Source organism: Streptomyces sp. NPDC047043, from assembly GCF_040644055.1.
Classification (GTDB): domain Bacteria; phylum Actinomycetota; class Actinomycetes; order Streptomycetales; family Streptomycetaceae; genus Streptomyces.
In genome coordinates, this window is the sequence record NZ_JBEYVO010000004.1 from 46552 (window position 1) to 73410 (window position 26859).

Here is a 26859-nt window from a genome sequence, read left to right on the forward strand (position 1 = left end):
GTCAACTCCTCACATCAGGAAGCGGTCGGGTACCACACGGCGGGCGTGTGCTGGTCGGGCGGGTACTGCAGGAGCCGGCCGTCGTCCGCCGGGCTCACGGCCATCTGCGTGATGGTGTTGACGAGCCGGAAGCCACCGGCGGCGGGCTGCAACTCCCAGCGCTGCAGGGTGTTCTGGGCGTCGCAGATCTCCCAGGTCGCCTCGACGCCCGGCTGGAGCGGCACGTTGAGCGTGAGCTTGCCGCCGCGGACCTCGAGGCAGCCGTCCGCGGACCGTACAGTCGCGTAGCCCTCCGCCGTGCGCTGCACCTGTGCCTGGAACGAACGGCCGCCCGACTGGAAGGTGTACGTCCCCTCCGCCACCGGCAGCCGGGTGAGGTCCCGCCACCCGGGCGCATGCCCCACCGCCGTGCCGCGCACCGTGAACTCGGCGTAGGTGGCGTCGGGATGGGGGTCGCCCCAGGTGGCCTGCGCGATGTGCCGCAGCGCGGGCCAGAGTTCGACGGCGACCTCGTTCTCGGTCTCGCCGCGCCCGTTGTCCGGCCAGAGGCTGATCTTCGCCCCGGTGATGCCCTTGCTGGACGTCAGTTTCTCGCCCTCGAAGCTGCGCGGGTCCCAGCTCTGGTCGTACAGAGACTTGGTGTCGGAGTGGAAGCCGCCGCGGACGAGGTAGAGGGAGTAGGCGGCGTTCATCAACGGGTAGCCCTGCGCAACGATTTGGCTGGGTTTCACCGCCACGTTCAGCCAGTGCTCGACGGTCGTGCCTGCGGCCACCGGCACGGTGTTGGCGCCGGTCAGGCCGTCGTTCCAGATGCGCAGCTTCTTGCCCTTGCCCGCCGCGTAGGCCTGAACGCGGTTGATGAAGTCGATGTAGGCGTCCTGCGGGGTGGCGCCCGAACCGTACTTCTCCTGGGCGTACTTGAGCATCTGCGGGTACTTGGAGTAGTCGGAGCCGAGCATGTACTCGTCGGCGCCCATGTGCCAGGACCTCGCGGTGAAGACCTGCGCGTACTCGTCCATCAGGCTGGTGTAGTAGTCGAAGGCGGCCTGCCGGGTGACGTCGAGACGGGCGGGCTGCTTGTTGCCGTCGGAGTCGGTCAGCTGCAGGTCGGGGCGGTTCTCGATCCACGGGTCCATGTGACCCGGGGAGTTGATCTCGGGAATGATCTCGACGTGGTACTTGTCGCCGAGCGCGACGAGCTGCCGTATCTCGTCCTTGGTGTAGTAGCCCCAGGTGTTGGCCTCGGGGTGGGCGTCGCTCTTCACCTTCAGCTCGACGAGCAGCTGGTTGAGCTTGTTGTACGCCATCTCGCGGACGAGGTTCTCCAGCCAGGGCAGCGAGATGTGGACGTAGCAGGCGCAGACGCCGACGCCGCGTTCCTTGTAGCGCGGCACGTCGACGGTCCGTCCGGCGGGGATCCGGTCGCCCTGCGCGAGGAGTTGGAGGACGGTACGGGTGCCGTAGAAGGCGCCGGTCTCGGTGGCTCCGGTCACCGACAGCCGCTTGCCGGCGTGGAGTTCGTACCCCTCGGCTCCCAGTGCGGTCCTGGACGCCTGGACGTCGATCACGATGTCGCCGGTGCGGGCGCCGCCGCGGACGACCGGGACGGTGCCGTGGCCCGCCTCGCGCAGGTCGTCGGCGAGAGTGTCGGCGACCCGGCGCTCGACCGGACTGTCGGCGACCAGCCGGGCACCGCGGCCGTACTCGTAACTGCCTTGTTCCGCCGACCAGTTGGTCAGTGAGGGCACCGTCACCGGCGCCTTCTGCGTCTCCTGCGCGACCGCCGACGTCGGCGCCACGAGCAGGGTCAGCGCCGCCGTCATGCCGAGCAGCCGCAGCGCTCTCTTTCTGAACTCACCCATGCCACTCCACCTTGAACACCCACACGTGCTGTCCCGCTCTACGGGCTGTCTCGGGTACGTCGATCACCAGTGCTCCCTTGCCGGCCGTCCAGGTCAGGGGCCGGTCGTGGCCGAGCATCGTCACCTTGTCGCCGGCCCGGATCGGCACCGGAGCCTCGACGGTGAGCTTCGCGCCCGGCCGGGTCAGGGAGTGGATGTAGAAGGCCCGGTCGGGCCGGACCGTGAAGCGCAGGTCGTCGCCGAGCTGGGCCATGCGCGACCAGTACGTCGTGTCGTAGATCGCCTCGCCGTTGACCTCGAGCCAGGCACCGGTCTCCCGCAGCCGGGTCTGCATGATCTGCGGGATGGTGCCGTCGGCACGCGGGCCGATGTCGAGCAGGAAGTTGCCGTTCTTGGAGACGATGTCGACGAGGCTGTGCACGACCTCCTCGGTCGTCATGTAGGCGTCGTCCGGGGTCGCGCTGTTGTAGCCGTAGCTGAAGGGGTCGAGGCCGCGGCTGGACTCCCACTTGGCGACGACCGTGTTCTCGTACGTCGTGTACTCGGGCGTCGTGAAGTCGTGGAAGGCAATTCCGGAACGGTTGTTGACGGTCACGTCGATCGGACGGGCCCGGTTCTTGGCGTGGTTGAAGTACTCGGCCAGGACGTGGAGGCTGTCGTTCACGCCGCCGATGTCGCACCAGATGAGCTCCGGGTCGTAGCCGTGGATCAGCTCCAGCATCTGCGGGGCCTGGTAGTCCCGCACATACTCCTTGCCGGAGGTGTATCCGGTGTACGGGACCGGTTCGAGGGTGTACGGGTTGCGCGGGGCGTGGCCCATCCACGGGTTGTCGGGGTTGAACCACTCGGGCATCGAGAAGTAGAGCCCGCGGTGGAGTTCGGGAGCGTAGCGCCGGGACGCCTCGAACAGCTCCTTGACCAAGTCCCGCTTGGGGCCCAGCTTCACGGCGTTGCGGTCGGAGACCTTGGTGTCCCACAGGGCGAAGCCCTCGTGATGCTTCGAGGTCAGCACGTGGTATTGGGCGCCGGCGTCCCGGAACAGCTCGACCCAGGCCCGCGGGTCGAACTTCTCCGCGGTGAAGCGCGGGATGAAGTCGTCGTAGGCGAAGTCCTCGCCGTAGGTGGCGCGGTGGTGGGCGTACGTCGGGTTGTTCGGGTCCTGCATCTGGTCCCAGTACCACTCGGCGTACTGCTTGCCGACCGGCGCCCAGGCGGGCACCGCGTAGACGCCCCAGTGGATGAAGATGCCGAACTTGGCGCCGTTGAACCAGTAAGGCGCCTGGTGGCCGGCGAGGGACGCCTCGGTGGGCTGGTAGTCGGCCGTGCCGAGCGTCAGCCTGCCGCGGGCGACGGCGACTTGGGTGCCTCGTCCGGTGAGCGTCACCGAGCCGTCCCGTGCGGTGCCGGGTGCGGTGCCCGCGCGGTTGCGGATGCCGACGCGGACGCGTGCCTGCTCGCCGGGGTCGAGGCTGCGGACACGGGCGGGTTCGACGGTGCGGGCGCCGGGGACGTCAACCCGTACGGACACGTTGTCGGCGCCCAGGATCGCGACGGTGCCCGCGTTGACGACGGTGGCCTCGACGCTCTGGGCACCCGTACGGTCCAGCAGCGCGTTCGTGGAGTGCGCGTCGCGCAGCGCCAACGCCCGTCCCTGGGCGACGGGCTGGAGGGACAGTGCGAAGACGTGCAGTGAAGTCCTGCCCGCCTCGGCCGGGTTGGTGACCGGCAGGGTGACGGCGACCGCCTCGCGCTGCGGATCGGTCCACACCTCCGAGGTGCCGATCCCGACGCCGTGCTGGTCCTTGGTGCCGTCCGGCTTGTAGCGGTACGGCGCCGAGAGCGAGCCGCCCGCCGAGTACCAGTCGGCGCCGCTCAGGCCGGCGGTGCTGGTCGAGCCGTCGGCGTAGTGGACGGTGACCCTGCCGGAGGCGTTGCCGTAGCTGCCGGCGGTGAGGAAGACGGCCGACAGGTAGGCGCCCTTGGGCAGTTCGATGCGCTGGCCGAGGGCGACGACGTTGTTCTTGGCGCCCTCGGCGGCGGCCGGGAAGAGGAAGGGGATGCCGTCGACCTCGACGCGGCCGGCGGGGAGTTCCTCGCCCGGGAACGTGTAGCCGGAGCCGTCGAAGTCGCCGCCGCGGGCGGAGGCGGTGTCGATGCCGTCGTTGTCGTAGAGACCGTCGAGCGGGACGGGGACCGGGTCGGGGACGGGGACCCATGGAGACGATCCGGGACGGCCGTCGACCTGCTCGGCGGCGTGCGCCCCGGTCGTGGCGGTGAGGGGCAGGGCGGCCGCGGCGGCGGCTCCGGCCGCGGCAGAAAGGACCTGGCGTCTGGGATAGGGATTCACACTCATGAGCGGCTCCCGATTCATCGGAGGTCTGATCATTGGGCTGGCTCAGGGACCTGTCAATGGGGTGCGAATGGGCTGGAGTTGAGGCATTGATCGGATGACCTGCGGGTCAAGGAACGACGCGCTCCGCACGTCCCGCGAAAAGTCCAATAAGAGCTGCTCGAATGTCCAAGAGCAGGTGCTCTCGACGCCGGGCCCGCGGCGGGGCAGAGTGCACTGCGTACTCATGAGTAGTGCCACGCCCTGCACCCCAAGGAGCGCCCGTGACCAGCTGGGTCGGCCGGACCGCCGCCGAGATCGCCGCCGCCGTACGCGAGAAGCGGGCCACGCCCCGTGAAGTGGTGGCCGAGCACCTGGAGCGGATCGAGCGGCTGGACGGGCGGGTCGGAGCGTTCCGGGTCGTGCGGGCGGAGGCGGCGCTCGCCGAGGCCGACGAGGTGGCCTCCCGCGGGGATCTGGCCGAACTGCCGCTCGCCGGCGTGCCGGTGGCCGTCAAGGACAACCTCGCCGTACGCGGCGAGTCGACCCGTGTGGGCTCCGCCGCGACACCGGACACGCCCGCCGAGGAGGACCACGTCACGGTGGCCCGGCTGCGGGCGGCGGGCGCCGTGGTCGTGGGGCTGACGAACGTGCCAGAGCTGTGCATCTTCGGCACCACCGAGGGCGTGCTCGGCACCGCCCGCAACCCGTGGGACCTGACCCGCACGGCAGGCGGGTCCTCGGGCGGCAGCGCGGCCGCGGTCGCCGCCGGTCTGGTGCCGATCGCCCTCGGCAACGACGGCATGGGCTCGCTCCGCATCCCCGCCGCCAACTGCGGCCTGGTCACCATCAAGCCGGGCCACGGCGTGGTCCCCGCGGGCATCGGCGAGGGCGACTGGTTCGGCATGTCGGAGAACGGCCCGCTCGCCACGACGGTCGAGGACGCGCGCCTGATGCTGTCGGTCCTCGCGGACACGGACGCGGAGGCGGTAGGGCCGGAGACGCCCGCCATGCGCAAGATCGCCGTCTCGCTGCGCAGCCCCCTGGTGGGCGTCACGATCAGCGGGCCGTACACGACCGCGACCCGTGACGCGGCCGGCGTCCTGATCAAGGCCGGGCACCAGGTACGGCGCGCCGACCCGCCGTACCCCCTCTCGCTGAGCACGACGTCCCTCGCGCACTGGACGGCGGGCACGGCGGTGGACGCCCACAGCCTCGATCCGCGCCTGCTGACCCGGCGCTCGCGGGTGCACGCGGCCGTCGGCCGCCGCTTCGTCAACGGCGTCCGCACCGGCGACAGCCGAGAGCGGCTGCGCCGCCGTATGGAACCCTTCTTCGAGGAGTACGACGTCCTGCTCACCCCGGCACTCGCCCGCCGCTCCCCCAAGTCGGTGGCCTGGCACGAGCGCGGCTGGCTGGCCAACGTGCTCATCAACACCAACTACTCGCCGCTCACCCCGCCGTGGAACCTGACCGGCTGGCCGGCGATGTCCGTCCCCTTCGGCACCCTTCCCTCGGGCGCCCCGGCCGCCGTCCAACTGGTGGGCCGCCCCGGCTCGGAGGCGACCCTGCTGGAGGTGGCGGAACAACTGGAGCGGCTGCACCCGTGGCAGCGGACGGCGCCGCTCGACTAGGGCTCTTCTGATGGATCTCCGTGGGAGAAGGAGCGGCGTTCGGCGCGTGCTCTCGGCGTGCCGGGCGGAAGCCCTCGTAGCGGAGCTACTAGGGCTTTTGACCGGTGCGGCGAGAGGGCGTGCCGGGCGTCGCGACGCCGCGGAGATCCATCAGAAGAGCCCTAGCCGCTATGGTGCTCAGCGACCTGCAACCACGATCTCTCGACGGGGGAACTGATCCGCGTGGGCGCCATCGTGTTCAATCTGACGACCGCGGCGCTGATGGTGCTGATGTTCAAGTGCGGTCTGACTCTTGTCGGCGAGGACACCCTCCGCCGGCGCCCGATCCCGTGGGCGGCCGTCGGCGTCACGGCGGTGGCGGTCGGCGGGGTGGTGCTCCAGCACAGCTGGTCGGGGGCGATGGACGCCCTCGACAGCGATCCGCGCAGAAGCGGCTGGTGGCGGGTGGTGACGTCGGTCTTCATGCAGAACGGCGGCTTCTTCGGCGCCCTGTGGAACATCGTCACGCTCGCGGCGATGGCCGCGCTGGCCCAGTGGTTCTGGCGCGGCCCGCTGATGCTGGTGCTGTTCGCCGCCGGCATCCTGCTGCCCGAGCACATCGACGCGCTGTTCGGTGGGACCTCCCGCAGCACCGACCCGCGCAACTTCGCCGGCAGCTCCGGCGCGACGTATTTCCTCGCTGCCACCCTCGCGTCGGCCCTCCTGCTGACCACCACCGACACCAGGCAGCGCCTGCTGGCACTGTGCGTGCCCGCGGCCGGCCTGGCGATGTGGCTGGCCCAGGACAACGGGCACGGCCTGGTCTCGGTCTACGGCTTCGCCCTCGGCGCGGCGGCCCTGCCCCTGGCCCGCCGCATCGCGCGGCCGGCGCCCGCGGGCGAGGCGGAGGCGTAGGCCCTCCGTCGAGGATCTCCCGGCGGTGATCTCCGGAGGAAATAGGGCTGAAGCCCGGCCCCTCCCCGTGCTTGCATGGATCGCATGATGTCCGCCGACCGTCTGCTCGCCTTCGCGGCGCTGTCGTTCCTGCTGATCGTGATCCCCGGCCCCAGCGTGCTGTTCGTCATCGGACGGGCGCTCGCGCAGGGGCGCCGCGCCGCGCTGACCACCGTCGTGGGGAACACGCTCGGCGCCTACCTGCTCGTCCTGGCCGTGGCGGTCGGTATCGGCTCCGTGGTGGAGCGCTCGGTGCTGGTCTTCACCGCGCTGAAGCTGGCCGGCGCCGCCTACCTGGTGTATCTCGGCGTCAAGGCGTGGCGGCAACGCGGTTCGCTGCGGGCCGCGTTCTCGGATGACGCCGGTGTGCCGCGCGGCGGCCTGCGCACGTTCTGGGAGGGCTTCGCCGTCGGCGTGACCAACCCCAAGACCATCGTGTTCTTCGCGGCCGTGCTCCCCCAGTTCGTCGACCCCGGCGCGGGCCATGTCACGCTGCAGATGCTGCTGCTCGGCCTGATCTTCAACGCCATCGCCGTCACCTGCGACAGCATCTGGGGCCTGGCCGCCTCCACCGCCCGCGACTGGTTCGCCCGCTCCCCGCGCCGCCTCTCCCTGGTCGGCGGGGTGGGAGGCCTGACCATGATCGGCCTCGGCGTGACGGTGGCGGTGACGGGACGCAAGGACTGACCGGCGGACCCGAGGGCCGGCCGGGTTGCCCGGGAGGGCAACCCGACGGGTCCTACGGGATGGTGAGCGGCTTGGTCTTGTCCTCCGGGTCGACCGCCGGCTTGTCGGGGTGGACCGCGACCAGCCTGGCGCCCTTGGCGTACTTGCTGTCCCGGCCGTGGAACCGGTAGCCGGCGCCGAGGAGTTGGACGATCTCGTGGCCCAGCATCGCCTGCGGTCCGCCCTCGTCGGCCGTCTTGTTGTTGTCCCAGAGCGCGCTGGATCCCAGCTTCTCGACCTCGTCCCAGAAGTTGGCCGTGGTGAGTTGTCCGCCGAGCAGCATGCCTTCGATCCGCGGCCCCAGGCTGGTCAGGATCTTGAAGACCGCGCGCTCCTGGATGCCGCCGTCCATGAACGCGTAGTTGACGGGCACGGACCACTTGCCGGTGTTCAGCCGCCGCCCCAGCCGATCGCCCAGCGGAAGCCTGTCACCGCCCTCGGCCTTGCCCTTCTGGTAGTCGGCCCAGTCCCCGGTGTCGTGGGCGCGGCCGAGGACGAGCTTCCGCTTCGCCCTGCCCGCCGCCGACGCGGAGTCCGCCATCGTCTGTGACGAGGTGTCCTGCAGGTCCGCCCGGATGCCGTCCCTGAGTGCGGTGGCGAGCTCGGCCTTGCTGCGCCCGGCGGGCTCGCCCACATAGGCGTCGATGGCCTCGATCGTGTCGGCGAGGTCGGCATTCATCGCGATCCACTTGTAGTTGCCGGACGACCACTTGCCGTAGTCGGCCAGGTAGTCGTCGATGCCGCTCTCGAGCTGGTCGAAGATCCTCTGGACCTCGTCGTCGATCTTGCCCGGGTGCTCGACGCGCTGGATGTGGCTCGACTGCCCGGGGCCCGCCGCCTCCGCGGCATGTGAACCGGCGGCCGCCGGGCCCGCCGACGCCGGAGTACCGCTCAGCACGCGCCGCGCCGTGGCCTCCGCCTCGCGCTCGAACCTGTCCGAAGGGTCACTGACGCGCAGCCCGTCGCCCCGGTCGGTGCCGGCCACGGGCCCCTTGCGCTGCTGCAGGACGTGGGTCAACTCGTGGGCGAGGGTGTGCCGGTCGATGGCTGCGGCACCGGCGACGATGTGACTGCCGGAGGTATAGGCCCTGGCGCCGACCTCGGCGGCGGAGGCTTTGGCCGCGGCGTCGGTGTGGATGCGTACGTCGGAGAAGTCGGCCCCGAACCGCGTCTCCATGTCGGTGCGGCTCTGCGCGTCGAGCGGCTGCCCGCTGCTGCGCAGCACGTCGTGCACGGCGGAGCGCTGCACCGGCGGCTGCTCCTCGGCATGCCCGCAGCCGGGACCGTGCCGGTGCCGGTCCTGCGCCCCGGCGGGTCCGCCCTGGCGCACCATCTGCACCACGGCCGCGTTCCCGACCGCGCGCTGGAGGGCGAGCAGGGCCTCGGGCGGCGCGACCGCCCGCGCCCCGGACCTGCGGGCCTTCGTGGCATCCGGCCGGTCTGCGGCTCGGCTGCTCGCGTGGTCGTACAAGGCGGTTCCCTCCGGCGCCGGGGTGCATGCCCTGCCGGTATACCCGAGCCGGACGAGGAGTCGCCATGTACCAGGGGGCAGAGTTCCGGCCCCGGCGGGCAACCACAGGGACCGGGCCGCCTCCTCGGAGGTGGCCCGGTCCCGTGCGTAGGTCTCGCCGGCGGCGACGATGCGGGGTCGGCGATCGCGAGAGGTCCGTCCTGCCGGACTGTCAGTCGACGCTGGGCAGGATGTGGGGTTCGGCGAGGTCGTCCTCGTAGCCGGCCAGGCGGATCGGGGCCGCGTGGGCCCAGACTTCCAGGCTGCCGAGTTCGTCCGACCGTCGGCCGGGGCGCTCCGTGCGTTCCTTGGGGCGCTGTTCGCGATTCGTCTTCTCCGGTGTCACCGCGCACTCCTTATGTGTCGGGTCACCCTCGGGGCGTGCCGGTCAGTCTGCGGTCCGGCGCCTGACGCCCGCTCAGGTGTGAGTCGAAAGCTGTTCGGACGCGGTGGCGCCGGTAACTCGTGTGAGAGCAGGCCGCTGTGAACCGGCTTGTCCCGGGACGGACGTGGGTGTGGGTGGGACCCGGTGGTACTGTCCGTCCGCTCCAGATTAACCAAATGAGCGGGCACCCGCTCTATGGGGCTGAAAACTTGAGGTTACTGTCTTGATTCGCCCGGTTTTCCCCCTCGCCCCTGTCACCCGTTCGGCGTAGAGGTCTGCCGTTACGGCAACACCCGTTCCATCCTGGGTTGCAGGGACATGTCCCCCGGTTCGGAGGGACGTGCCCGGGAGGGGGGAGGTCATGGCGTCCGTCACCTTCGACAAGGTCACCCGCCGCTTCCCGTCGATGACCAGGCCGGTCGTCGACGCGCTGGACCTCGAGATCGAGGACGGCGAGTTCATGGTTCTGCTGGGTCCTTCCGGCTGTGGAAAGTCGACCTGTCTGCGCTTGCTGGCCGGACTCGACGAAGTCGACTCCGGTTCGATCCTCATCGGTGTCCGGGACGTGACCCATCTTCCGCCCCGGGACCGCGACGTCGCGATGGTGTTCCAGGACTACGCCCTCTACCCGCATTTGTCGGCTGCCGACAACATCGGCTTCGCCCTCAAGATCGCCCGCATGCCCCGGCGCCGTGCCCGGCAGCGGGTCGAGTACGCGGCTGCCGTCCTGGACATCGAGCAGTACCTCGGCCGCAGGCCCGACTCGCTCGCGGGCGGCGAGCGGCAGCGGGTCGCGACGGGGCGGGCGCTGGTCAGGGATCCGCGGGTGTACCTGATGGACGAGCCGCTCTCCAATCTCGACGCCCCGTTGCGGGCGGAGACCCGCGCGCAGATCGTGCGGCTGCAGAGCCATCTCGGCATCACCACCGTGTACGTCACCCATGACCAGGTCGAGGCGATGGCCATGGGCGACCGGATCGCCGTGCTCAACGACGGGGTGCTGCAGCAGGTGGGCAGGCCGAGGGAGGTGTTCGCGCATCCGGCGAACACGTTCGTCGGCGGTTTCATCGGCTCTCCGGCGATGAACCTGCTGCGGCTTCCACTGTCCGCGGAGGGTGCCCGGCTCGGCGCCCTGACCGTGCCGCTGCCCCGCGGCACGCTGCGCGCGGCCGGGGCCGAGGGCGCCGACGAGGTGGTGCTCGGCGTACGGCCCGAGCAGTTCGAGTTCCTCTCGGCCGAGGACCGGGAGACTCCGGGGCTCGACCTCGAGGTCGAGACGGTCGAGGACACCGGCGCTGTCGTATACCTCCATACGACGGCCCGGTCCGGCGCGGGCCTCACCGACATCGTCGTACGGCTTCCCGGACGCCCCACCCACGGCAAGGGAGCCTCGCTCCGGGTGGCGATCCGCCCGGACGCCCTGCACTGCTTCTCGGCGGTGACCGGAATGCGGCTCCCCGAGGCGGCGGACACGGCACCGGTGCGCTGAGGCGCGCCCCTCACTCAGCGCACCGAATTGGCCACGCAGTTCAAGTCCCGTTGGCCGAATCGAAACACGGCCATGATCTGCTGACGGACGGCAACGGCTTGTCCGGCGGGAGGACTGACGCATGGAGCTGCGCAGTGTCGAAGAGCTGATGGATCTGCTGTACGCCTGCCGACATCAACATGCGCTGCGGACCGCCGCGCTGCTGCGCCGACGCCGCCCCGCCGACAAGGAGCTCCAGGTGGCGGGGCTGGTGCACGGCATAGGGCAGCTGCTGTGCCCGGGCGACGAGACCCGCCGGGCCGAGCACGCCGCCGAGGCGGTACGTCCGCTGCTCGGCGAGCGCGTCTACCGTCTCGTACGCCACCACGGCCCGGCCGGCGACGACGACCTGGTGCGGCTGCGGATGGCGGACGAGGAGAGCCGCACCGCGGGGTTCGACGCCGGGGTCCTGGAGGACTGGCGCACGGTCCTGGAACTCGTCGCGGCCCGCAACTCCCGTCTCGGGGCTGTCGACTGACGGCCCGTCATGAGACGGTACGGCGATGACGCCGTCGTACACGCACAACGGGCTGCAGGGCAGGGTCGCCGTCGTGACCGGCGGCACCCGCGGCATCGGTCGCGCGGTCGCCGCGCAGCTGGCCGCGGCCGGGGCGCGGGTGTGCGTGACCGCACGGGACGCCGACGAGGTGCGGCGTACGGCCGCCGAGCTGGGTGGTGTCGGTGTGAGCGGCAGCGTCGCCGAGCCGGGGCATCTGCGGGAGGTCGTCGAGGTCGCCCTGCGCGAGTTCGGCCGGATCGACGTCGTGGTGAACAACGCGGCGACGAACCAGCCGTACGGACCGCTCATGGAGGTCGAACCGCGGGCGTGGGGGCAGGCGTTCGCGGTGAACGTCGAGGCGCCGCTGCGGCTCGTGCAGCTGGTCTGGCGGGCGTGGATGCGGGAGCACGGCGGGTCGGTCGTCAACATCTGCACCGAGGGCGCGGAGCACGTGGGACCCAACGTCGGGGCGTACGGCACGAGCAAGGCGGCCCTGCTGCACCTGACGCGGCAGCTCGCCGGGGAGCTGGCGCCGAAGGTGCGGGTCAACTCCGTGTCCCCCGGGCTCGTGCGCACCGAGATGGCCCGGTTCGTGTGGGAGCCGGGCGAGGAGCAGCTGGCCGCGGGGCTGCCGCTGGGCCGGATCGGGGAGCCTCAGGACGTCGCGCGGGCCGTGGTGTGGCTGGCCTCGGACGCGGCGGAATGGATCACCGGCGCGGATCTGCTGGTGGACGGGGGGACGCGGGTCAGGACGGCGTACCCCGGGCCGGGGTACGCCGTCGACGACCGTCTTCGCTCATACGCACCACCTCGCAGGTGACGGCGGTTACGGTGCCCTCACGGGAACAGTGCGATGCCCATGAGGACGATCAGGACGGCGAACGCGACAAGCGCGATCGTGCCCCAGGTCCAGGGGTGCTTGTACGGATCGTGGCTGGAGCCGCCGCGGGGCCGGTCCTCCGGCAGCGAGGCGTCGTCCGGGCGGTCGCTCGCGTAGAACTGCTCGTCCGTCGGGTAATGGTTGCGTGGATCGCCGAATGCGCGCGGATCAATGCTGTGTGGAGTGCCCATGACCCCTCCTGGCGCGGTACTCGTCGGAGGCCGGGTACCCGACGGCCGTCGGGCGACACGTCACGCAGGTGGATCACCACTTGCCGGGCGCGTAGTCCTTCAGGAAGACGCCGTACAGGTCCTCGCCCTGCTCGCCGCGCACAATCGGATCGTAGACCCGGGCCGCCCCGTCGACCAGATCCAGCGGGGCGTGGAAACCCTCCTCGGCCAGGCGCAGCTTGTCGTAGTGGGGGCGCTCGTCGGTGATCCAGCCGGTGTCGACGGAGGTCATGAGGATGCCGTCGGTCTGGAGCATCTCCTGGGCGCTGGTCCGCGTCACCATGTTCATGGCGGCCTTGGCGGCGTTGGTGTTGGGGTGGCCCGCGCCCTTGTAGCCGCGGCCGAACACGCCCTCCATGGCCGAGACGTTCACGACGTAGGCGCGCCCGCTCACGGCCTTCTTCGCGGCGTCGGCCATGGCCGGGCGGAGCTTGCTGATCAGGATGAACGGCGCCGTGTAGTTGCACAGCTGGGTCTCGAGGAGCTCCACCGGGGAGATCTGCTCGATGGTCTGCACCCAGGTGTTGGTGTCGACGACGTCGGGGACCAGGCCGCCCGCGTCGATGGCGGTGCCGTCGAGGTGCCGGGCGACGCTGGCGTTCCCGGCGACCAGGGCGAGGTCGGCGACCTGCTGGGCGTCGAGGCCGGAGATCCCGACGGGCAGCGCGGCCAGGCCGTCGACGGCGCCGGAGCCGAAGGCGCCGATCACGTGGTGGGCGGGCAGCTCACCGGCGGGCAGCGGGGCGCTCTCGCCGTCGATCAGGGCGGCGTAGGCGGAGGGCAGCCGTCGTACGGTCTGCGTCGCGTTGTTGATCAGGATGTCCAGCGGGCCCGCCTCGGCGACCTGGTCGGCGAGGGCGACGGCCTGGGCCGGGTCGCGCAGGTCGATGCCGACGACCTCGAGGCGGTGCATCCAGTCCGCCGAGTCGTCCATCGCCTTGAAGCGGCGGATGGCGTCCTTCGGGAACCGCGTGGTGATCGTGGTGTGCGCGCCGTCGCGCAGCAGCCGCAGCGCGATGTACATGCCGATCTTGGCGCGGCCGCCGGTGAGCAGGGCGCGCTTGCCGGTGAGGTCGGCGCGGACGTCGCGCTTGTCCCGGTTCAGGGTGGCGCAGTCCGGACAGAGCTGGTGGTAGAAGTAGTCGACTTCCACGTACCGGGTCTTGCACGTGTAGCAGGAGCGGGGGCGCTGGAGTATCCCCGCGATCCTGCCCTCCTCGGTGATCGACGACGGCAGGATGCCCTCGGTCTCGTCGTCGATGCGCTGGGCGGAGCCGGTCGCCGTGGCCTCCGTGACCGCCTTGTCGTGCGCGGTCTTGGCGGCCCGGCGCTCCTGGCGGCGGCGCTGCTTGACGGTGCGGTAGATGCCGGCGGTGGCCCGGCGCACGGCGATCGCGTCCGGGTGGTCGACGTCCAGCCTGTCGAGCTCGTCGAGCACGCTGAGGCAGACGGCCAGCCGCTCCGGGTCGATGCCGGGCCCGTACACGACCTCGTCCGTGGTCGCCGAGCCTTCCTCTGTCACCGTCATCGCGCTGCCGCTTCCCTGATCACCCGCGCGGCGCTCCGACCGCGTCCGCTTTCGAACGGGGAATTGTACGGAGCGCCGGGCCGGTCCTCCAAAATCCGCCCGGCAAGGGGGCTCAGCCGCCGCAGGCGGCGCTGAGGGCCGCGACCTCCTCGGTGAGGGCGGCGGCCAGCCGGTCCAGGTCCGGCACGGCCGCGGCGTCCGCGACGAGGCCGTAGTGGACGTGGCCGCGGTACGTCGAGACGGCCACCGCCAGCGCCTGGCCGCGGGCCAGCGGGGCGAGCGGGTAGACCTCCGTGACCGGGTTGCCGCCGAGCTTCAGGCCGAGGCTGGGCAGCGGCACGCTGGTGACCAGGATGTCGAACCAGAGCCGCGCGGCCTGGCTGACCAGCGGTCCGCCGAGCCGGTGACCGAGCGCGGGCACATGGTCGGCGAGCAGGGCGACGGCGCCCGCGCCGCGGTTCGGGCCGGCGTCCTTGTTGCGGTCCATGGCGCTGCGGACCGTGTCGAGCCGGCCGAGCGGGTCGGGGTCGTCGACGGGAAGCCGTATCAGGTAGCCGGAGAGCCGGTTGCCCTGGGGGGTGGCGGTGCGCGGACGGCGCTTGGAGACGGGGATCAGGGCGCGCGGCCGGACGCCCTCGCTGCCGTCGCCGCGCTCGTCGAGCCAGCGGCGCAGCGCACCGGCGACCACCGCGATCAGCACGTCGTTGACGGTGCCGCCCTCGGACTTGCGGATGCGGTGCACGTCGTCGAGGTCGAGGACGACGCCGGCGGTGCGGCGGGTGCCGGTGGCCTCCGCGGTGAACGCCGAGGAGGAGCGCACGCCCAGGCTGGACACGGCCAGCGAGGCGCCGATGTCGAGGGCCCGGCCCACGTCGGACACGGCGCCCCGGACCAGGCCCGGCAGCTTGCGCACATCGGGCAGCAGGCCGCGCCTGGGCTCCTCGGGGCGGGGTTTGCGCTCCGGCATGTCCATCGGGTCCAGGATGGCGGCGGCGAGCGTCAGCGCACGCAGCCCGTCGGCCAGGGCGTGGTGGAACTTGAACAGCACGGCGAAGGAGACGCCGTCCTCCCCCGGCAGCACGTGGGCCTCCCACGGCGGCCGGCCGCGCTCCAGCGAGCGCTCCATGAGCCGGCCCGCCTCCGCATGGAAGTCGGAGGTGGGGGCGTGCAGGCGGACGTGGTGGAGCGGGTCGAAGTCCGGGTCCACCTCGCGCGTGGCACTGCCGAAGGACAGCGGGCGCAGCGGCGACGGCTGCCACACGTCCCGGATCCGCATCCGCAGCCCGGGCACCGCCGCGGCCCGGGCGGCGAGCAGGTCGGCCGCGTGGGCGCCGGCGGTGGGCGAGTGGGCCGAGAACACCCCGAGGGCACCGAGGTGCATGGGGTGTTCGGCGGACTCGATGTTCCAGAACGCCAGGTCGAGAGGAGCGAGCAGGTCAGAAGTCAATGGCTTGCCTCGCGTCGTCGAAGGGTGAGCAAGCAGTCAACCTCCCTCTCGCGATTACGGTCAAGTACGATCAAGCTACGCACAGTTAACAGCAGATTAAGTCCCGCCCCTCCGGAAAGGGGCGGGACTCATGGGACGCAAGTGGTCACTTCAGTGCGGGCGGCGCCGCCTCGGGTGACGTACCCCACTCAGACGGGCGCGGGCCGACCGTGAAGGCGAGCGAGCGCAGGGAGCGCAGCGCGCCGGTCGTCAGATACGTCCGCTCGTACGCCGTCCCGTCCGCCCGCGCCGACCGGATGTACCGGTCGGTGCCGGAGGTGCCCTGCGCGGTGATGGTCAGGGCGTCGCGTGGGTAGTAGCGGCGGTCCAGCGTCAGGTCGACCCGGTCGAACACGGGTGTGGACAGTCCCCACGTGTCGTAGCCGGGCTGCACCGGGAAGATCCCGATCGACGACAGCACGTTCCAGGCGGACATCGTGCCGAGGTCGTCGTTGCCGGTCATGCCGGTCGGCGCGTCCGTGAAGAGGGTCAGCGCCGCGTGCACGACGTCGGTCGTCTTCCACGGCTGCCCGGTCGACAGGTAGGTGTACGGGGCGATGAGGTCGGGCTCGTTCTGCGGGTTGTACTTGTCGGTGTTGTAGTAGTCGTACGGCCCGTTCACCCACACCTCGCGGGCCGTCTTCGCCGGGTCGGCCAGCAGCTGGTCGTAGGCGAAGAACGAGTCCAGGCGGTCGTTGGCGGCCTGCTCGCCGCCGATCAGGCCGACCATGCCGGGCAGATCCTGCGGCACCAGCCACTGGTACTGCCAGGCCGTGCCCTCGTGGAAGCCCTCGCTCTGCGCCGGGTCGGCAGGCCCGGTGAAGGCACCGGAGGCGTCACGGGCGCGGAAGAAGCCGGTCGAGGGGTCGAAGATGTGGCGGTAGCTCTGGGCGCGGGCGGCATACCGGTCGGCGTCCGCCGCATGCCCGAGGTCACGGGCCATCTGGGCGAGCATCGCGTCCGACAGGGCGTACTCCAGGGTCGCCGAGGCCCCGTGGTCGTAGTCCGAGTCGCCCGGCTTCACATGCGGGCGGTCCTTGATGTACGGCGCGAACCCGTCGGCGATGTACTCCTTGTCGGCCTCCCGGCCCACCGCCGGCGAGTCCGCGGGCGGCACCCCGTCGGCGTTCTGCTTCAGCGCCCGGTACGCCCGCTCCTCGTACCCCTTGAGCAGGCCCTGCTGGTAGGCGTTGGTCAGGAACGGGGTGACCGGGTCGCCGGTCATGATGTTCGTCTCGACCGTGCCGTAGCCCCACTTGGGCAGCCAGCCGCTCTCCTCGGAGATCTTGATCACCGAGATCGCCATGTCGCGGGCCTCGCGGGGCGCGAGCAGCGACAGGAGCTGGGACTGGGTGCGGTAGGTGTCCCACAGGGACCAGTTCTGGTAGTAGGTGAAGCCGTCGGTCCGGTGGATCTTCTGGTCCCAGCCGGTGTAGCGGCCGTCCGCGTCGCTGCCGATGTTCGGTGCGAGGAACGACCGGTACAGGGACGAGTAGAAGGTCCGCCGCAGGCTGTCGCCGCCGCCCTGTGCACGCACGTCGTCGAGCCGGTCCTCCCACGCCTGCTGCGCACCGCGGTGCACCGCGTCGAAGGAACGGCCGCCCTCCGCACGGAGGTTGACCGCCGCGCCGTGCCCGTCGACATAGGAGAGCGCGGTGGTCGCCTCGACCGTGCGGTCCTCGGTGGTGTCGAAACGGACGTACACGCCGCCGGCCCCGCTCTTCGAACCCGCGGTCGCGGTCGAGCCGTCCCAGGTGCCGTACGCGGTGAAGGGCCGGTCGAAGCGGGTGATCGTGTAGACCGTGTACGGCTTGGTGTCCTGGCAGAAGCCGCGGCCGGTGATGGCGGTGCGCACGGTGCGGCTGTCGAGGATCTCGGCCTTGGCGGAGACCGTGGTGTGCAGGGACTGGCCCGCGTTGAGAAGGACGTTGGCCTTGTCGGTGGCCGGGAAGGTGTAGCGCTGCACGCCGGTGCGCGCGGTCGCCGTCAGCTCGGCCTCGATACCGGTCTTCAGGCCGACCCGGTAGTAGCCGGGGCTCGCCGCCTCGTCGTCGTGGCTGAACTCGGCGGCGTACTTGGCGTAGTCCGTCTGTGTGACGTCGCCCGTGGTCGGCAGCACGGGCAGATCGCCGCCGAGGCCGCAGCCGACGCCGGACAGATGGACGAGCGAGAAGCCGCGGATGTGGTTCTGGGAGTAGTCGTAGCCGGTGTTGTGGCCGGTGTCCGGCGAGAGCTGCACCATGCCGAAGGGCACGGCGGCGCCGGGATAGGTGTTGCCCTCGTTCTCGGTACCGATGAACGGGTTGACCAGATCGGTGAGTTGGCGTTCGGTCGGCTCGGCGGCCCGGGCGGCGGGAGCGGCCAGCAGCGCGGACGCCGCCACCACCCCCGCCGTGCACAGGCGCAGGCGCCGGGTCCATCTCATGTCGGGAGTCCTCCGGGGTTCAGGGGGTCGGGCAGCCTGCGGGAGTCGCCCGGGAAGCGTCGCGGATCAGGGCCTGCTGAGCGGCGTGCACACGCTGGACGTCCGGCTTGAGCACCCTGCGGTCGTACGTCAGCAGGCCGTTGAGCTCGCCCTCGACGTCCGAGATCTGGGTGTAGACCGCGCCGTTGCTCCCCTTGCAGGCCAGGGCGCGCACCTCGGCGAGCTTGGTCAGGTAGTCGTCGGTGTAGGTCGCCGGGTCGACGTCCACGTACGACTGCTGCACCGACCAGGCGTGGCCCGGCACCGCGAGGCCGAGGCCGCCGTACTCGCCGGTGACCAGGGCGCGTTGACCGTCGGGGTGGGGTGGCAGGGCGGGGCTGGGATAGCCGTGCTCGTCCATGATGTCGCCGGTGCCGCCGTCGGCCCCGAGGTTGAGCCCGGACATGGAGTTGACGAGCCGGGTCGGGTCCCACGCCTTCGCCTGGTCGGCGATGCGGGCCATGTCGTACTGGCCCCACCCCTCGTTGAAGGTCACCCACATGACGACCGACGGGCTGCTGATGTGCTCGTCGATCATCTGCTTCATCTCGCGCTCGTACTCGGCGCGGGCGGCGGCGGACGGGTTCACTCCGGCGGTCGTCGCGGGCATGTCCTGCCACACCATGAGGCCCAGCCGGTCGGCCCAGTAGAACCAGCGGTCGGGCTCGACCTTGATGTGCTTGCGCACGGAGTTGAAGCCGAGCTGCTTGTGGACCCTCAGGTCGTGGGCGAGGGCCTCGTCGGTGGGCGCCGTGTACAGGCCGTCGGGCCAGAAGCCCTGGTCGAGGGTGGCCATCATGAAGATCGGCTTGCCGTTGAGCACGGTGCGCGGGACGCCGTTGATCTTCTCGACGGCGACGGAGCGCATGCCGAAGTAGCTGCCGACCTGGTCGGCGCCGACGGTGACCTTGAGGCCGTAGAGGAAGGGGTCGTCCGGCGACCACAGGTGCGGGTCGTCGATCGTCAGGGTCAGCGGGCCACCGGTGCGGCCACGGGCCGTGGCGACCTTGCGGAGTCCGTCGTACGCCGTCGCCGTGATGGCTACGCCGTCCCGAACTCCCTTTGCCTCGACGGTCAGTCGGCTCCTGGCGACGTCCGGGGTGAGCTTCAGCGCGTCGACATGATCGGTCGCCACCGGTTCCATCCACACCGTCTGCCAGATGCCCGAGGTCGGCGTGTACCAGATGCCGCTCGGGTCCAGGCGCTGCTTGCCGATCGGCGGGTTCTCGCCGTCGGCCGCGTCGGTGGGGTCGTAGACGCCGACGATCAGTTCCTGGGTGCGGCCGGGCTTCAGGGCGTCGGTGACGTCGGCGCTGAACTTGTCGTAGCCGCCCTGGTGTTGGGCGACCCTGGTGCCGTTGACGTACACCTCGGCGCGCCAGTCGACGGCGCCGAAGTTCAGCTGCAGCCGCTTACCCGAGCCGATCCCCCAGTCGGCGGGGACGGTGAAGGTGCGGCGGTACCACATGCGGTCCTCGTGCCGTTCGAGGCCGGAGAGCTGTGACTCCACGGGGTACGGGACGAGGATGCGCTCGGCGAGGGTCTTGCCGACGGGCGGCTGCTCGCCCGCCTGGGCGGCGGCGAACTGCCAACTGCCGTTGAGGTTGCGCCAGTCGGTGCGGGTGAGCTGGGGGCGCGGGTACTCCGGGAGGGCGTTGTCCGGGCCCACCTGGTCGGCCCATTTCGTGCGCAGCTCGTACGTGGAGCGGTTGGGGCCGCTGCTCCAGAAGGCTTTGACAACGTTGCCATCGGCGTCGGTCAGGCCGCCACCTCCGTCGTAGCGGACGTCGGCGGTGCCGCGGGCGGTGCCGGTCTTGTTGCCGACGACGGGCTCCTTGAGGGCGACGAGGAGGGCGCGCGGGTCGGCGGGGTCCAACTGGGCGCTGCCCAAAGGCCACTTGGCGCCACCGATCACCGCTTGGAGGTGGTCGGTGAAGCCGGCCGGGGGTGCGCCGAGGCGCTGGGCGAAGTCGAGCCTGAGGGTACGGCCGGTGTCGGCGACCGTGGCGGCAATGGCTCCGTCGTAGGCCCAGCCGTCGGGGAGCCGGAACGCCGACTGCGGGACGGCCTCCTTCGTGCCGCCGGGCTGGGTCCAGCGGAGGTGGAGGTTGGAGCCGCCGTAGTGCTCGAAGTACTCGACCTTGATGTCGTAGGCCTGGCCGGCGGTCAACTCGACGGGCTGGGCGGTCTGTTCGCGGTCCCAGTCGTCGACCCAGTGGTCGATGGTGAGGTTGCCGTCGATCCACAGGCGGAAGCCGTTGTCGCCGATGATCGAGAAGGTGTGCGGGCCTGTCTTCTCCGGGACGATCTTCCCAGTCCAGCGGACGCTGACGTCGTCCGACTGCCCGGTGGTGAAGGCCAGGCGCGGCTCCAGGTTGTCGAAGTCGAGTTTCGGGTCGAAGCCGGTGGCCTTGAGCTCGTGGAAGTCGAAGGCGCCGGGGGCGGACTGGGTGTAGTACTCGCCCTTCAGGCCGTGGACCTCGACGGGGTCGTCGGCGGCGGTGGCGGTGGGAGCGGCGGCGAGGCCGGCCGCTCCGAGGGCCGCGGCGAGCAGTAACGCGAGTCGGTCTCTGAGGCGTCTGATTTGCACGGAACCTCCCATAACAACGTTGTCATGGACAGCAGTTGGCATGACAACACGGATTCCGCTTTGCGTCCAGGGACATGACAAGTCCTACCGGATGCCGTTCGCCCGGCAGGCGCGGAGGATGGGCAGGAGAGCCCACCTCGGCGGAGAGAAGGCGACGGAGATGCCGAAGGTTTCCAGGGAGACGGCCACCCAGGGCGGCGACTACGGTCTGGTCGTGGACCGCTCCGAGGAGTTCGACGAGTACACGGTCGACTTCCTGACGTTCCGCGAGGACGTCGACCACCGGCCGTTGCTCAAGGGACTGCCCGACGACCGGTGCCAGTGCCCGCACTGGGGCTATGTCTTCAAGGGCGAGCTCACCTTCCACTACGCGGATCACGACGAGGTGTACCGGAGCGGGGACGCGTTCTACGCCCCGCCCGGCCATGTGCCCGTCCACACCGAGCCAGGCAGCGAGTATCTGCAGATCAGCCCCAAGGACGAGCTGCGCCGGACCAGCGAGATGATCATGAAGAACTTCGAGGCGATGCGGCCGCCCGGCTGAGCCTCCCCGTGCCTACGACACGATCTGCCCCTTGCCGAGCGCGATCACCCCGCCCTTGGACACCGTGTACAGCTCCGCGTCCCGTTCCGGGTTGACGCCGATCGTCGCGCCCGGCGGTACCTCGACGTTCTTGTCCAGGACCGCACCGCGCACCACCGCGCCGCGGCCGATGTGGACGTTGTCGTGCAGGATCGAGCCCTGGACCACCGCGCCCGGGTCGATCCTGACGCCCGGCGACAGGATCGACCGCGTGACCTGGCCCCGGATCAGGCAGCCGGCGCTGATGATCGACTCGCTGGCCATGCCGCCCGCGTTGAAGCGGGCCGGGGAGAGCTGGTTGGCGTGGGTGTAGATGGGCCACTGCCGGTTGTAGAGGTTGAAGGCGGGGCGCTCTGCGATCAGGTCCATGTGGGCGTCGTAGTACGCGTCCAGGGTGCCGACGTCGCGCCAGTAGCCGCGGTCGCGGTTGGTCTCGCCGGGCACGTGGTTGGAGCTGAAGTCGTACAGCTGGGCCTCGCCGCGGTCGGTGAGCTGGGGCAGGATCGAGCCGCCCATGTCGTGCACGGAGTGCTCGGCCTCGGCGTCCCGCTGCAGTGCCTCGATCAGGGCCTTGGTGGTGAAGATGTAGTTGCCCATCGAGGCGAAGACCGTCTCCGGGTCGTCCGCCAGGCCGGGCGGGTCGGCGGGCTTCTCCAGGAAGCGCTCCACGGTCAGGCCGTCCGAGCCCGGGGTGATCACGCCGAACTGCGACGACTCCGCGCGCGGCACCCGGATACCGGCCACCGTCACGCCCGCGCCGCTCTCGATGTGCTGGTTGAGCATCTGCCGCGGGTCCATGCGGTAGACGTGGTCGGCGCCGAACACCACGACGTACTCGGGGCTCTCGTCGTGCACCAGGTTCAGCGACTGCAGGATGGCGTCGGCGCTGCCCAGGTACCAGCGCGGCCCGAGCCGCTGCTGGGCGGGTACCGGGGTGACGTAGTTGCCGAGCAGGCTCGACATCCGCCAGGTGGTGGTGATGTGCCGGTCCAGCGAGTGCGACTTGTACTGCGTGAGCACGCAGATGCGCAGGATGTCGCCGTTGACGAGGTTGGACAGGACGAAGTCGACGAGGCGGTATGTGCCGCCGAAGGTGACCGCTGGTTTCGCGCGGTCCGTTGTCAGGGGCATCAGGCGCTTGCCTTCTCCGCCCGCCAGTACGATCCCGAGCACCGAAGGTCCGCCACGACGCATGGCCGCTCCCCTCACCGTGGTTGATCCATGCCTGCCCTTGAGCAGAGCGGTGTAAGCCTGTTCGAGGAACTCCCGATCGTTCTCTTCCTGTCTACTCCTGCTTGAGGGTTTCCTCGTAAAGCCTGACCGTACGGCGGGCGACGGCATCCCAGCCGAACTCCCCCACCGCTCGCTCCCGCCCCGCGTCGCCCATCCGCCGGGCGGCCTCCGAGTCGCCGACCACCTGGTCCAGCGCCCTCGCGAGGCCCGCCTCGAAGTCGTCGTCCACGTCGACCAGCAGGCCCGTCTTGCCGTCGTCCACGACCTCGGGGATGCCGCCGACCCGGGAGGCCACGACGGGTGTGCCGCAGGCCATCGCCTCGAGGTTGACGATTCCGAGGGGTTCGTACACCGACGGGCAGGCGAATGCGGTGGCATGGGTGAGGAGTTGGATCACCTCGGGCCGCGGCAGCATCTGCGGGATCCAGTGCACATGCTCGCGGACCCGGCTGAGCTCCTGGTAGAGATCGCGGAACTCCCGGTCGATCTCCGGCGTGTCGGGCGCCCCGGCGCACAGCACGACCTGCACGCCCGGGTCGATGTCCCGCACGGCGCGCAGCAGGTGGGGTACGCCCTTCTGGCGGGTGATGCGCCCGACGAACAGGATGTAGGGGCGGCCGGTGTCGAGGCCGATGCGCCGTAGGACGTCGGTGCCGTGATCGGGCCGGTAGAGCGTGGTGTCGATGCCGTTGTGCACAACGTGGACCTTGGCCGCGTCCAGCGTCGGGTAGCAGTTCAGGATGTCCTCGCGCATGGCACCGGACACGGCGATCACGGCGTCGGCGCTCTCGATGGCGGTGCGCTCGGCCCAGCTGGACAGGGCGTACCCGCCGCCGAGTTGCTCGGCCTTCCAGGGGCGCAGCGGCTCCAGGGAGTGGGCGGTCATCACATGCGGTATGCCGTACAGCAGCTTGCCGAAGTGGCCGGCGAGGTTGGCGTACCAGGTGTGGGAGTGGACCAGCTCGCGGCCCTCGATGCCGGCGGCCATGGCGAGGTCCACGGAGAAGGTGCGCAGCGCGTCGTTGGCGGTGTCGAGGGCGGCCCAGGAGCGATGGCGCACGACGCCCACTCCGCGGCCCTCGCCCCAGCAGTGCACCTCGAGGTCGACCAGGGAGTTCAACTCCCGGGCGAGGAACTCCACATGGACGCCCGCGCCGCCGTACACATCCGGGGGGTACTCCCGGGTCAGCAGTCCCACACGCACCCGCAACCCCCATGTCTTGGCGACCGGATTCCCATGGTCACCCAGATGCGGCGCGCGGGGAAGAGCGCGGCGGTCGTGTGAAGCAACAGTCACCGCACACGCCCCCGCCGGGCACCCGGTAGTAGAGGCAGCAGCTGCGCCGCCGGAAGGCGGTGCCGGTGAGGGTGCCGGCGCCGGCGAGGAGGGGGTGGGTGAGGAGTTCGGCGGTGAGGGCGCGGGCCGGGGTACCCAGCTGTCGGGCGGCTCCCACCAGCGCGGAGGCCGCGTTGCCCCACAGCAGGCCGGGGGCGATCCGGTAGTGCGCGCGGAGGGCCGCTGCCAGGGGTTCGAGGTGGCCGTGCAGGACGACGTCCGCGACGGTCGTGGCGTCGGCGGGCAGCGGGCGCACCTCCGACAGCCACAGGTCGTCGGGGGCACCGGCGTCCGGGTCCCAGTGCAGCAGCCCGGCATCCAGGTCGGGCACGCGGCCGTAGACCGCGGCGCATCCGAGCATCACCGACCACAGCCGGGCCGCGAGTCCCTGCTGGGCGATCGAGGCGGCGATCCGGGGCTCGGGTGCGCGCAGAGAATGGGCGACCTTTTCCACCCGGAAAGTAATAGGATTTCCGTAAACAACCGAAGACCCGTTCTGGTAGACGAGGGCGAGCGTCGGAGGCGCTCCGCCCTCGCGCGAGCCGGTGCGCAGTACGAAGAAGCCGCCGAGCGCTCCGAGGGCGGCGAGGTCGGGGTCGAGGTCCACGAAGAGCAGTAGTACCAAGTCCCCTAAGGGTGCCCATTGAGGGGTGTCCACCCCGTGTCGCCCACCTTGGGGAGGACGCCGCCCGATTCGTACTCCATCGGCAGTAGGACCCATTGCCTGCTCAGGGACGACGACGGGAACAGATCGACAAGGCATCGTGTTTGCCATGGAAGACGACCGTTCGTCGCGCCGGGGTCACCGCCCCCGCCTTACGCAGAGGAGCAGCTCATGAGTGCCCTCGCGTTGTCCGTGCTGCTGTCACTGGTCTCCGCCGTCGCGTACGCGGGCGGGGCCATCGTGCAGGAGCGCGTGGCGGTGTCCTCCCCCGACCAGCAGTACGCGCCGCTGCGCCGGCCGACCTGGTGGGCCGCGGTGGCGCTGAACGGCCTGGGCGGCCTCCTGCACGTGGTGGCCCTCGCCTACGGCCCGCTGAGCCTGGTGCAGCCGCTGGGCGCGCTGACCATCGTGTTCGCGCTGCCGATGGCGGCACTGTTCGTGGGCCGCAAGGCCGGGGCGACCGCCTGGCGGGGCGCGATCATGGCGACCGTGGGCCTCGCCGGCCTGCTCGCGCTGGTCGGCTCCTCCGACGCGCAGTCGCTGGACACCGCCCAGCGCATCGCCGTGGCCGTGGTCTCCGGCAGCGTGGTCGTGACGCTGATGATCGCCGGCCGGGCCGCCCACCGGCACCCGGCGGTGCGCAGCATGCTGCTCGCGACCGCGTCCGGCATAGCCTTCGGCATGTCCTCGGTGTTCACCAAGACCGTCGCGGTCGACTGGACCGGCGGCGTCTCCGCGGGCGACCTGCCCTCCCTCGCGGTGATCGGCGTCTTCGCCACGGCCGGCATGCTGCTGTCGCAGGCCTCCTACCGCGGCGCCGGACTCGCCGCGCCGCTGGCCACACTGACCGTCGTGAACCCGGTGGTGGCGGCCGCCGTCGGCATCACGATGTTCGGCGAGACCTTCCGCTACGGCACCACCGGCACCGCGCTCGCCCTGAGCTGCGGCGTCGTCGCGGCCGGCGGCCTGATCCTGCTGACGACGGAGCGCATCGCCCGCACCGCCGCCGAGGAGACCGTCCCGGCACTGCCCGAGCAGACCGTCGCCGAGCCCACGCCCGTCGAGGAGTTGCTCGCCGCGCTGCCCGAGCAGCCGGTGTCCGTGCCCCGCGAGGAGGTCCTGGTACCGGCCCAGGTCGGCCCCGCGGTCCTGGAGGTCTCCTACGCCGAGCACGACGGGGAGCACGGGGAAGACGAGGACGACGCACTGCTCACCGACCCCGCCCGCTACCGCTTCTACGGCCCCTTCTACGGCGGCTCGTACGTCCCGGCGCCAGTCGTGGACCGGCACCGGGTGCGGGTCAAATCCTGACGCCGCCGGCCCTGAGATACGCGACAGGGTCGACATCCGTACCGAAACCGGGCCCCGTCCGCACCTCGAAGTGCAGATGAGGGCCCGTAGCGTTGCCCGTGGACCCCGAGCGGCCGATGCGCTGGCCGCCGCCCACGCCCTGGCCGGCCTTCACGGAGATCGCCGACAGATGGGCGTACTGGGTGTAGCGGCCGTCGGAGTGCCGGATCAGCACCTGGTAGCCGTAGGACCCGGCCCAGCCGGCGCTGACCACGCGGCCCGCCGCGACCGACTTCACCGAAGTCCCGGTGGGCACGGGGAAGTCGACGCCGGTGTGGTAGCCCTTCGACCAGGAGGAGCCGGCCACGTGGTACGGGGTGCCGATGGGGCCGCTCACCGGGGCGACGAGGGAGTGGCTGCTGGTGGTGGCCTTCTCTTCGGTGGCCGAAGAGGCCTTCTCCGTCGAGGACTTGGCGCCGGTGTGGGTCGTCGTGGGGGCTTTCCCCCGCAGGTTCAGCCGCTGTCCCGGCAGGATCAGGTCCGGATCCGACCCGATGGTCTTCCGGTTCGCGGCGTACAGCCGCTGCCATCCGCCCTGTACGTGCTCGGTGTCGGCGATCTGCGAGAGGCTGTCGCCGCGCACCACGGTGTACATCTCCGCCGTGCCCGCCCTCGACTGGGGCGTGGTCTGCGGCTGTACGTCCTTCACCGAGGTCTTCTTGGTGGTGGTGCCGTCGGTGTGGATGTCGGGGGTGCCGCCGCCCCGCGTCAGCCCGGCCTTGACCGAGCAGACCGGCCAGGCGCGCGGTCCCTGCCCCTCCAGGACCTTCTCGGCCACGGCTATCTGCTGGTCCTTGGTGGCCAGATCGGCGCGCCCGGCGTACTGCTTGCCGCCGTAGGCCTCCCAGGTGGACTGGGTGAACTGCAGTCCGCCGTAGAAGCCGTTGCCGGTGTTGATGCTCCAGTTGTTGGTGGACTCGCAGGCGGCGACCTTGTTCCAGGTGGCCACGTCGGCCGCGTGGGCGGAGCCGGTGCCGATCAGCGGGATCGCCATGCCGGCGCCGCCCGCGGTGATGAGTGAGGCGCGGTTGATCCTGTTCGGCTGATACCGGCGGTGCCGGCCGCGTACGGCCATGAAGATCCCCCTCGACATGCGTCAGGAGGGCCAA

The 26859-nt window shown here is 70.9% G+C and carries 21 protein-coding genes; 8 read left to right on the forward strand and 13 right to left on the reverse strand.

The features are described 5' to 3' along the window. Positions 1-14: 14 nt before the first annotated feature. The gene (locus tag ABZ880_RS07355; protein ID WP_361258325.1) at positions 15-1862 is read right to left on the reverse strand and encodes a beta-N-acetylhexosaminidase; all 1848 of its coding nucleotides are present in this window, start codon (positions 1860-1862) and stop codon (positions 15-17) included. Further along, entirely contained in the window at positions 1855-4215 is a 2361-nt protein-coding gene (locus tag ABZ880_RS07360; protein ID WP_361258328.1) for an alpha-L-fucosidase, read from the reverse strand. The genes ABZ880_RS07355 and ABZ880_RS07360 overlap by 8 nt, the downstream gene beginning before the upstream one ends. Positions 4216-4475: 260 nt before the next feature. Here ABZ880_RS07360 and ABZ880_RS07365 point away from each other — a divergent pair, with 260 nt between their 5' ends. The 3 genes from ABZ880_RS07365 to ABZ880_RS07375 all read left to right on the forward strand — a co-directional run bounded on the left by ABZ880_RS07365 (position 4476) and on the right by ABZ880_RS07375 (position 7445). After that, positions 4476-5825, forward strand: a complete 1350-nt coding sequence (locus tag ABZ880_RS07365; RefSeq protein ID WP_361258330.1) for an amidase — start codon at positions 4476-4478, stop codon at positions 5823-5825. Between the two features lie 222 nt (positions 5826-6047). Further along, positions 6048-6719 carry a hypothetical protein gene (locus ABZ880_RS07370; protein ID WP_361258333.1) on the forward strand — a complete coding sequence of 224 codons (672 nt, stop codon included), beginning with the start codon at positions 6048-6050 and terminating at the stop codon, positions 6717-6719. An 84-nt stretch (positions 6720-6803) separates the two neighbouring features. Continuing rightward, positions 6804-7445 (forward strand): LysE family translocator, encoded by a 642-nt coding sequence (locus ABZ880_RS07375; RefSeq protein ID WP_361259215.1) that lies wholly within the window; start codon positions 6804-6806, stop codon positions 7443-7445. A gap of 52 nt (positions 7446-7497) precedes the next feature. On the opposite strand, the gene ABZ880_RS07380 is transcribed toward ABZ880_RS07375, so the two are convergent. Both ABZ880_RS07380 and ABZ880_RS07385 read right to left on the reverse strand, forming a co-directional pair. Then, positions 7498-8955, reverse strand: coding sequence for a DUF4157 domain-containing protein (locus ABZ880_RS07380; RefSeq protein WP_361258335.1), 1458 nt, complete (start codon positions 8953-8955; stop codon positions 7498-7500). A 211-nt stretch (positions 8956-9166) separates the two neighbouring features. After that, on the reverse strand, positions 9167-9340 hold the full coding sequence (locus tag ABZ880_RS07385; protein ID WP_180292383.1) for a hypothetical protein: 174 nt from the start codon (positions 9338-9340) through the stop codon (positions 9167-9169). Positions 9341-9740: 400 nt separating this feature from the next. On the opposite strand from ABZ880_RS07385, the gene ABZ880_RS07390 reads away from it, so the two are divergent. The 3 genes from ABZ880_RS07390 to ABZ880_RS07400 all read left to right on the forward strand — a co-directional run bounded on the left by ABZ880_RS07390 (position 9741) and on the right by ABZ880_RS07400 (position 12226). Further along, a complete protein-coding gene (locus ABZ880_RS07390) occupies positions 9741-10868 on the forward strand; it encodes an ATP-binding cassette domain-containing protein (RefSeq protein ID WP_361258339.1) in 1128 nt (375 codons plus the stop codon). Between the two features lie 121 nt (positions 10869-10989). Further along, the gene (locus tag ABZ880_RS07395; protein WP_361258342.1) at positions 10990-11385 is read left to right on the forward strand and encodes a hypothetical protein; all 396 of its coding nucleotides are present in this window, start codon (positions 10990-10992) and stop codon (positions 11383-11385) included. A gap of 25 nt (positions 11386-11410) precedes the next feature. Then, positions 11411-12226: an SDR family oxidoreductase gene (locus ABZ880_RS07400; RefSeq protein ID WP_361258345.1), complete on the forward strand. Its 816-nt coding sequence runs from the start codon at positions 11411-11413 to the stop codon at positions 12224-12226. A gap of 17 nt (positions 12227-12243) precedes the next feature. Here ABZ880_RS07400 and ABZ880_RS07405 read toward each other — a convergent pair whose 3' ends face one another. The 5 genes from ABZ880_RS07405 to ABZ880_RS07425 form a co-directional block, all read right to left on the reverse strand. Next, entirely contained in the window at positions 12244-12477 is a 234-nt protein-coding gene (locus tag ABZ880_RS07405) for a hypothetical protein (RefSeq protein ID WP_361258347.1), read from the reverse strand. A 73-nt stretch (positions 12478-12550) separates the two neighbouring features. After that, entirely contained in the window at positions 12551-14044 is a 1494-nt protein-coding gene (locus ABZ880_RS07410) for an SDR family NAD(P)-dependent oxidoreductase (RefSeq protein WP_361258350.1), read from the reverse strand. 112 nt (positions 14045-14156) lie between these two features. Next, entirely contained in the window at positions 14157-15491 is a 1335-nt protein-coding gene (locus tag ABZ880_RS07415; RefSeq protein WP_361258353.1) for a wax ester/triacylglycerol synthase family O-acyltransferase, read from the reverse strand. 145 nt (positions 15492-15636) lie between these two features. After that, positions 15637-17955, reverse strand: coding sequence for a GH92 family glycosyl hydrolase (locus ABZ880_RS07420; RefSeq protein ID WP_361258356.1), 2319 nt, complete (start codon positions 17953-17955; stop codon positions 15637-15639). A 19-nt stretch (positions 17956-17974) separates the two neighbouring features. Continuing rightward, positions 17975-20584 carry a PA14 domain-containing protein gene (locus tag ABZ880_RS07425; RefSeq protein ID WP_361258359.1) on the reverse strand — a complete coding sequence of 870 codons (2610 nt, stop codon included), beginning with the start codon at positions 20582-20584 and terminating at the stop codon, positions 17975-17977. Positions 20585-20744: 160 nt separating this feature from the next. On the opposite strand from ABZ880_RS07425, the gene ABZ880_RS07430 reads away from it, so the two are divergent. After that, positions 20745-21128, forward strand: coding sequence for a hypothetical protein (locus ABZ880_RS07430; RefSeq protein WP_361258362.1), 384 nt, complete (start codon positions 20745-20747; stop codon positions 21126-21128). A 12-nt stretch (positions 21129-21140) separates the two neighbouring features. On the opposite strand, the gene glgC is transcribed toward ABZ880_RS07430, so the two are convergent. The 3 genes from glgC to ABZ880_RS07445 all read right to left on the reverse strand — a co-directional run bounded on the left by glgC (position 21141) and on the right by ABZ880_RS07445 (position 24361). Next, a complete protein-coding gene (gene glgC / locus ABZ880_RS07435) occupies positions 21141-22361 on the reverse strand; it encodes a glucose-1-phosphate adenylyltransferase (RefSeq protein ID WP_361258365.1) in 1221 nt (406 codons plus the stop codon). Positions 22362-22452: 91 nt separating this feature from the next. Further along, the gene (gene glgA / locus ABZ880_RS07440) at positions 22453-23604 is read right to left on the reverse strand and encodes a glycogen synthase (protein WP_361258368.1); all 1152 of its coding nucleotides are present in this window, start codon (positions 23602-23604) and stop codon (positions 22453-22455) included. A 37-nt stretch (positions 23605-23641) separates the two neighbouring features. Continuing rightward, entirely contained in the window at positions 23642-24361 is a 720-nt protein-coding gene (locus tag ABZ880_RS07445; protein ID WP_361258371.1) for an IucA/IucC family C-terminal-domain containing protein, read from the reverse strand. 210 nt (positions 24362-24571) lie between these two features. Between ABZ880_RS07445 and ABZ880_RS07450 the strand changes: the two genes are divergently transcribed. Beyond that, positions 24572-25711 carry a DMT family transporter gene (locus tag ABZ880_RS07450; RefSeq protein ID WP_361258374.1) on the forward strand — a complete coding sequence of 380 codons (1140 nt, stop codon included), beginning with the start codon at positions 24572-24574 and terminating at the stop codon, positions 25709-25711. On the opposite strand, the gene ABZ880_RS07455 is transcribed toward ABZ880_RS07450, so the two are convergent. After that, positions 25701-26825: a transglycosylase family protein gene (locus ABZ880_RS07455; RefSeq protein WP_361258376.1), complete on the reverse strand. Its 1125-nt coding sequence runs from the start codon at positions 26823-26825 to the stop codon at positions 25701-25703. The genes ABZ880_RS07450 and ABZ880_RS07455 overlap by 11 nt on opposite strands. Positions 26826-26859 lie beyond the last annotated feature (34 nt).

What these genes read in the sequence shown, in the direction of transcription:
- glgC (WP_361258365.1), bottom strand. Translation starts at nt 22,361, where the DNA reads ATGCGTCGTGGCGGACCTTCGGTGCTCGGGATCGTACTGGCGGGCGGA.
- ABZ880_RS07450 (WP_361258374.1), top strand. Translation starts at nt 24,572, where the DNA reads ATGAGTGCCCTCGCGTTGTCCGTGCTGCTGTCACTGGTCTCCGCCGTC.
- ABZ880_RS07400 (WP_361258345.1), top strand. Translation starts at nt 11,411, where the DNA reads ATGACGCCGTCGTACACGCACAACGGGCTGCAGGGCAGGGTCGCCGTC.
- ABZ880_RS07455 (WP_361258376.1), bottom strand. Translation starts at nt 26,825, where the DNA reads ATGGCCGTACGCGGCCGGCACCGCCGGTATCAGCCGAACAGGATCAAC.
- ABZ880_RS07390 (WP_361258339.1), top strand. Translation starts at nt 9,741, where the DNA reads ATGGCGTCCGTCACCTTCGACAAGGTCACCCGCCGCTTCCCGTCGATG.
- ABZ880_RS07355 (WP_361258325.1), bottom strand. Translation starts at nt 1,862, where the DNA reads ATGGGTGAGTTCAGAAAGAGAGCGCTGCGGCTGCTCGGCATGACGGCG.
- ABZ880_RS07395 (WP_361258342.1), top strand. Translation starts at nt 10,990, where the DNA reads ATGGAGCTGCGCAGTGTCGAAGAGCTGATGGATCTGCTGTACGCCTGC.
- ABZ880_RS07405 (WP_361258347.1), bottom strand. Translation starts at nt 12,477, where the DNA reads ATGGGCACTCCACACAGCATTGATCCGCGCGCATTCGGCGATCCACGC.
- ABZ880_RS07375 (WP_361259215.1), top strand. Translation starts at nt 6,804, where the DNA reads ATGATGTCCGCCGACCGTCTGCTCGCCTTCGCGGCGCTGTCGTTCCTG.
- ABZ880_RS07420 (WP_361258356.1), bottom strand. Translation starts at nt 17,955, where the DNA reads ATGAGATGGACCCGGCGCCTGCGCCTGTGCACGGCGGGGGTGGTGGCG.
- ABZ880_RS07410 (WP_361258350.1), bottom strand. Translation starts at nt 14,044, where the DNA reads ATGACGGTGACAGAGGAAGGCTCGGCGACCACGGACGAGGTCGTGTAC.
- ABZ880_RS07360 (WP_361258328.1), bottom strand. Translation starts at nt 4,215, where the DNA reads ATGAGTGTGAATCCCTATCCCAGACGCCAGGTCCTTTCTGCCGCGGCC.
- ABZ880_RS07430 (WP_361258362.1), top strand. Translation starts at nt 20,745, where the DNA reads ATGCCGAAGGTTTCCAGGGAGACGGCCACCCAGGGCGGCGACTACGGT.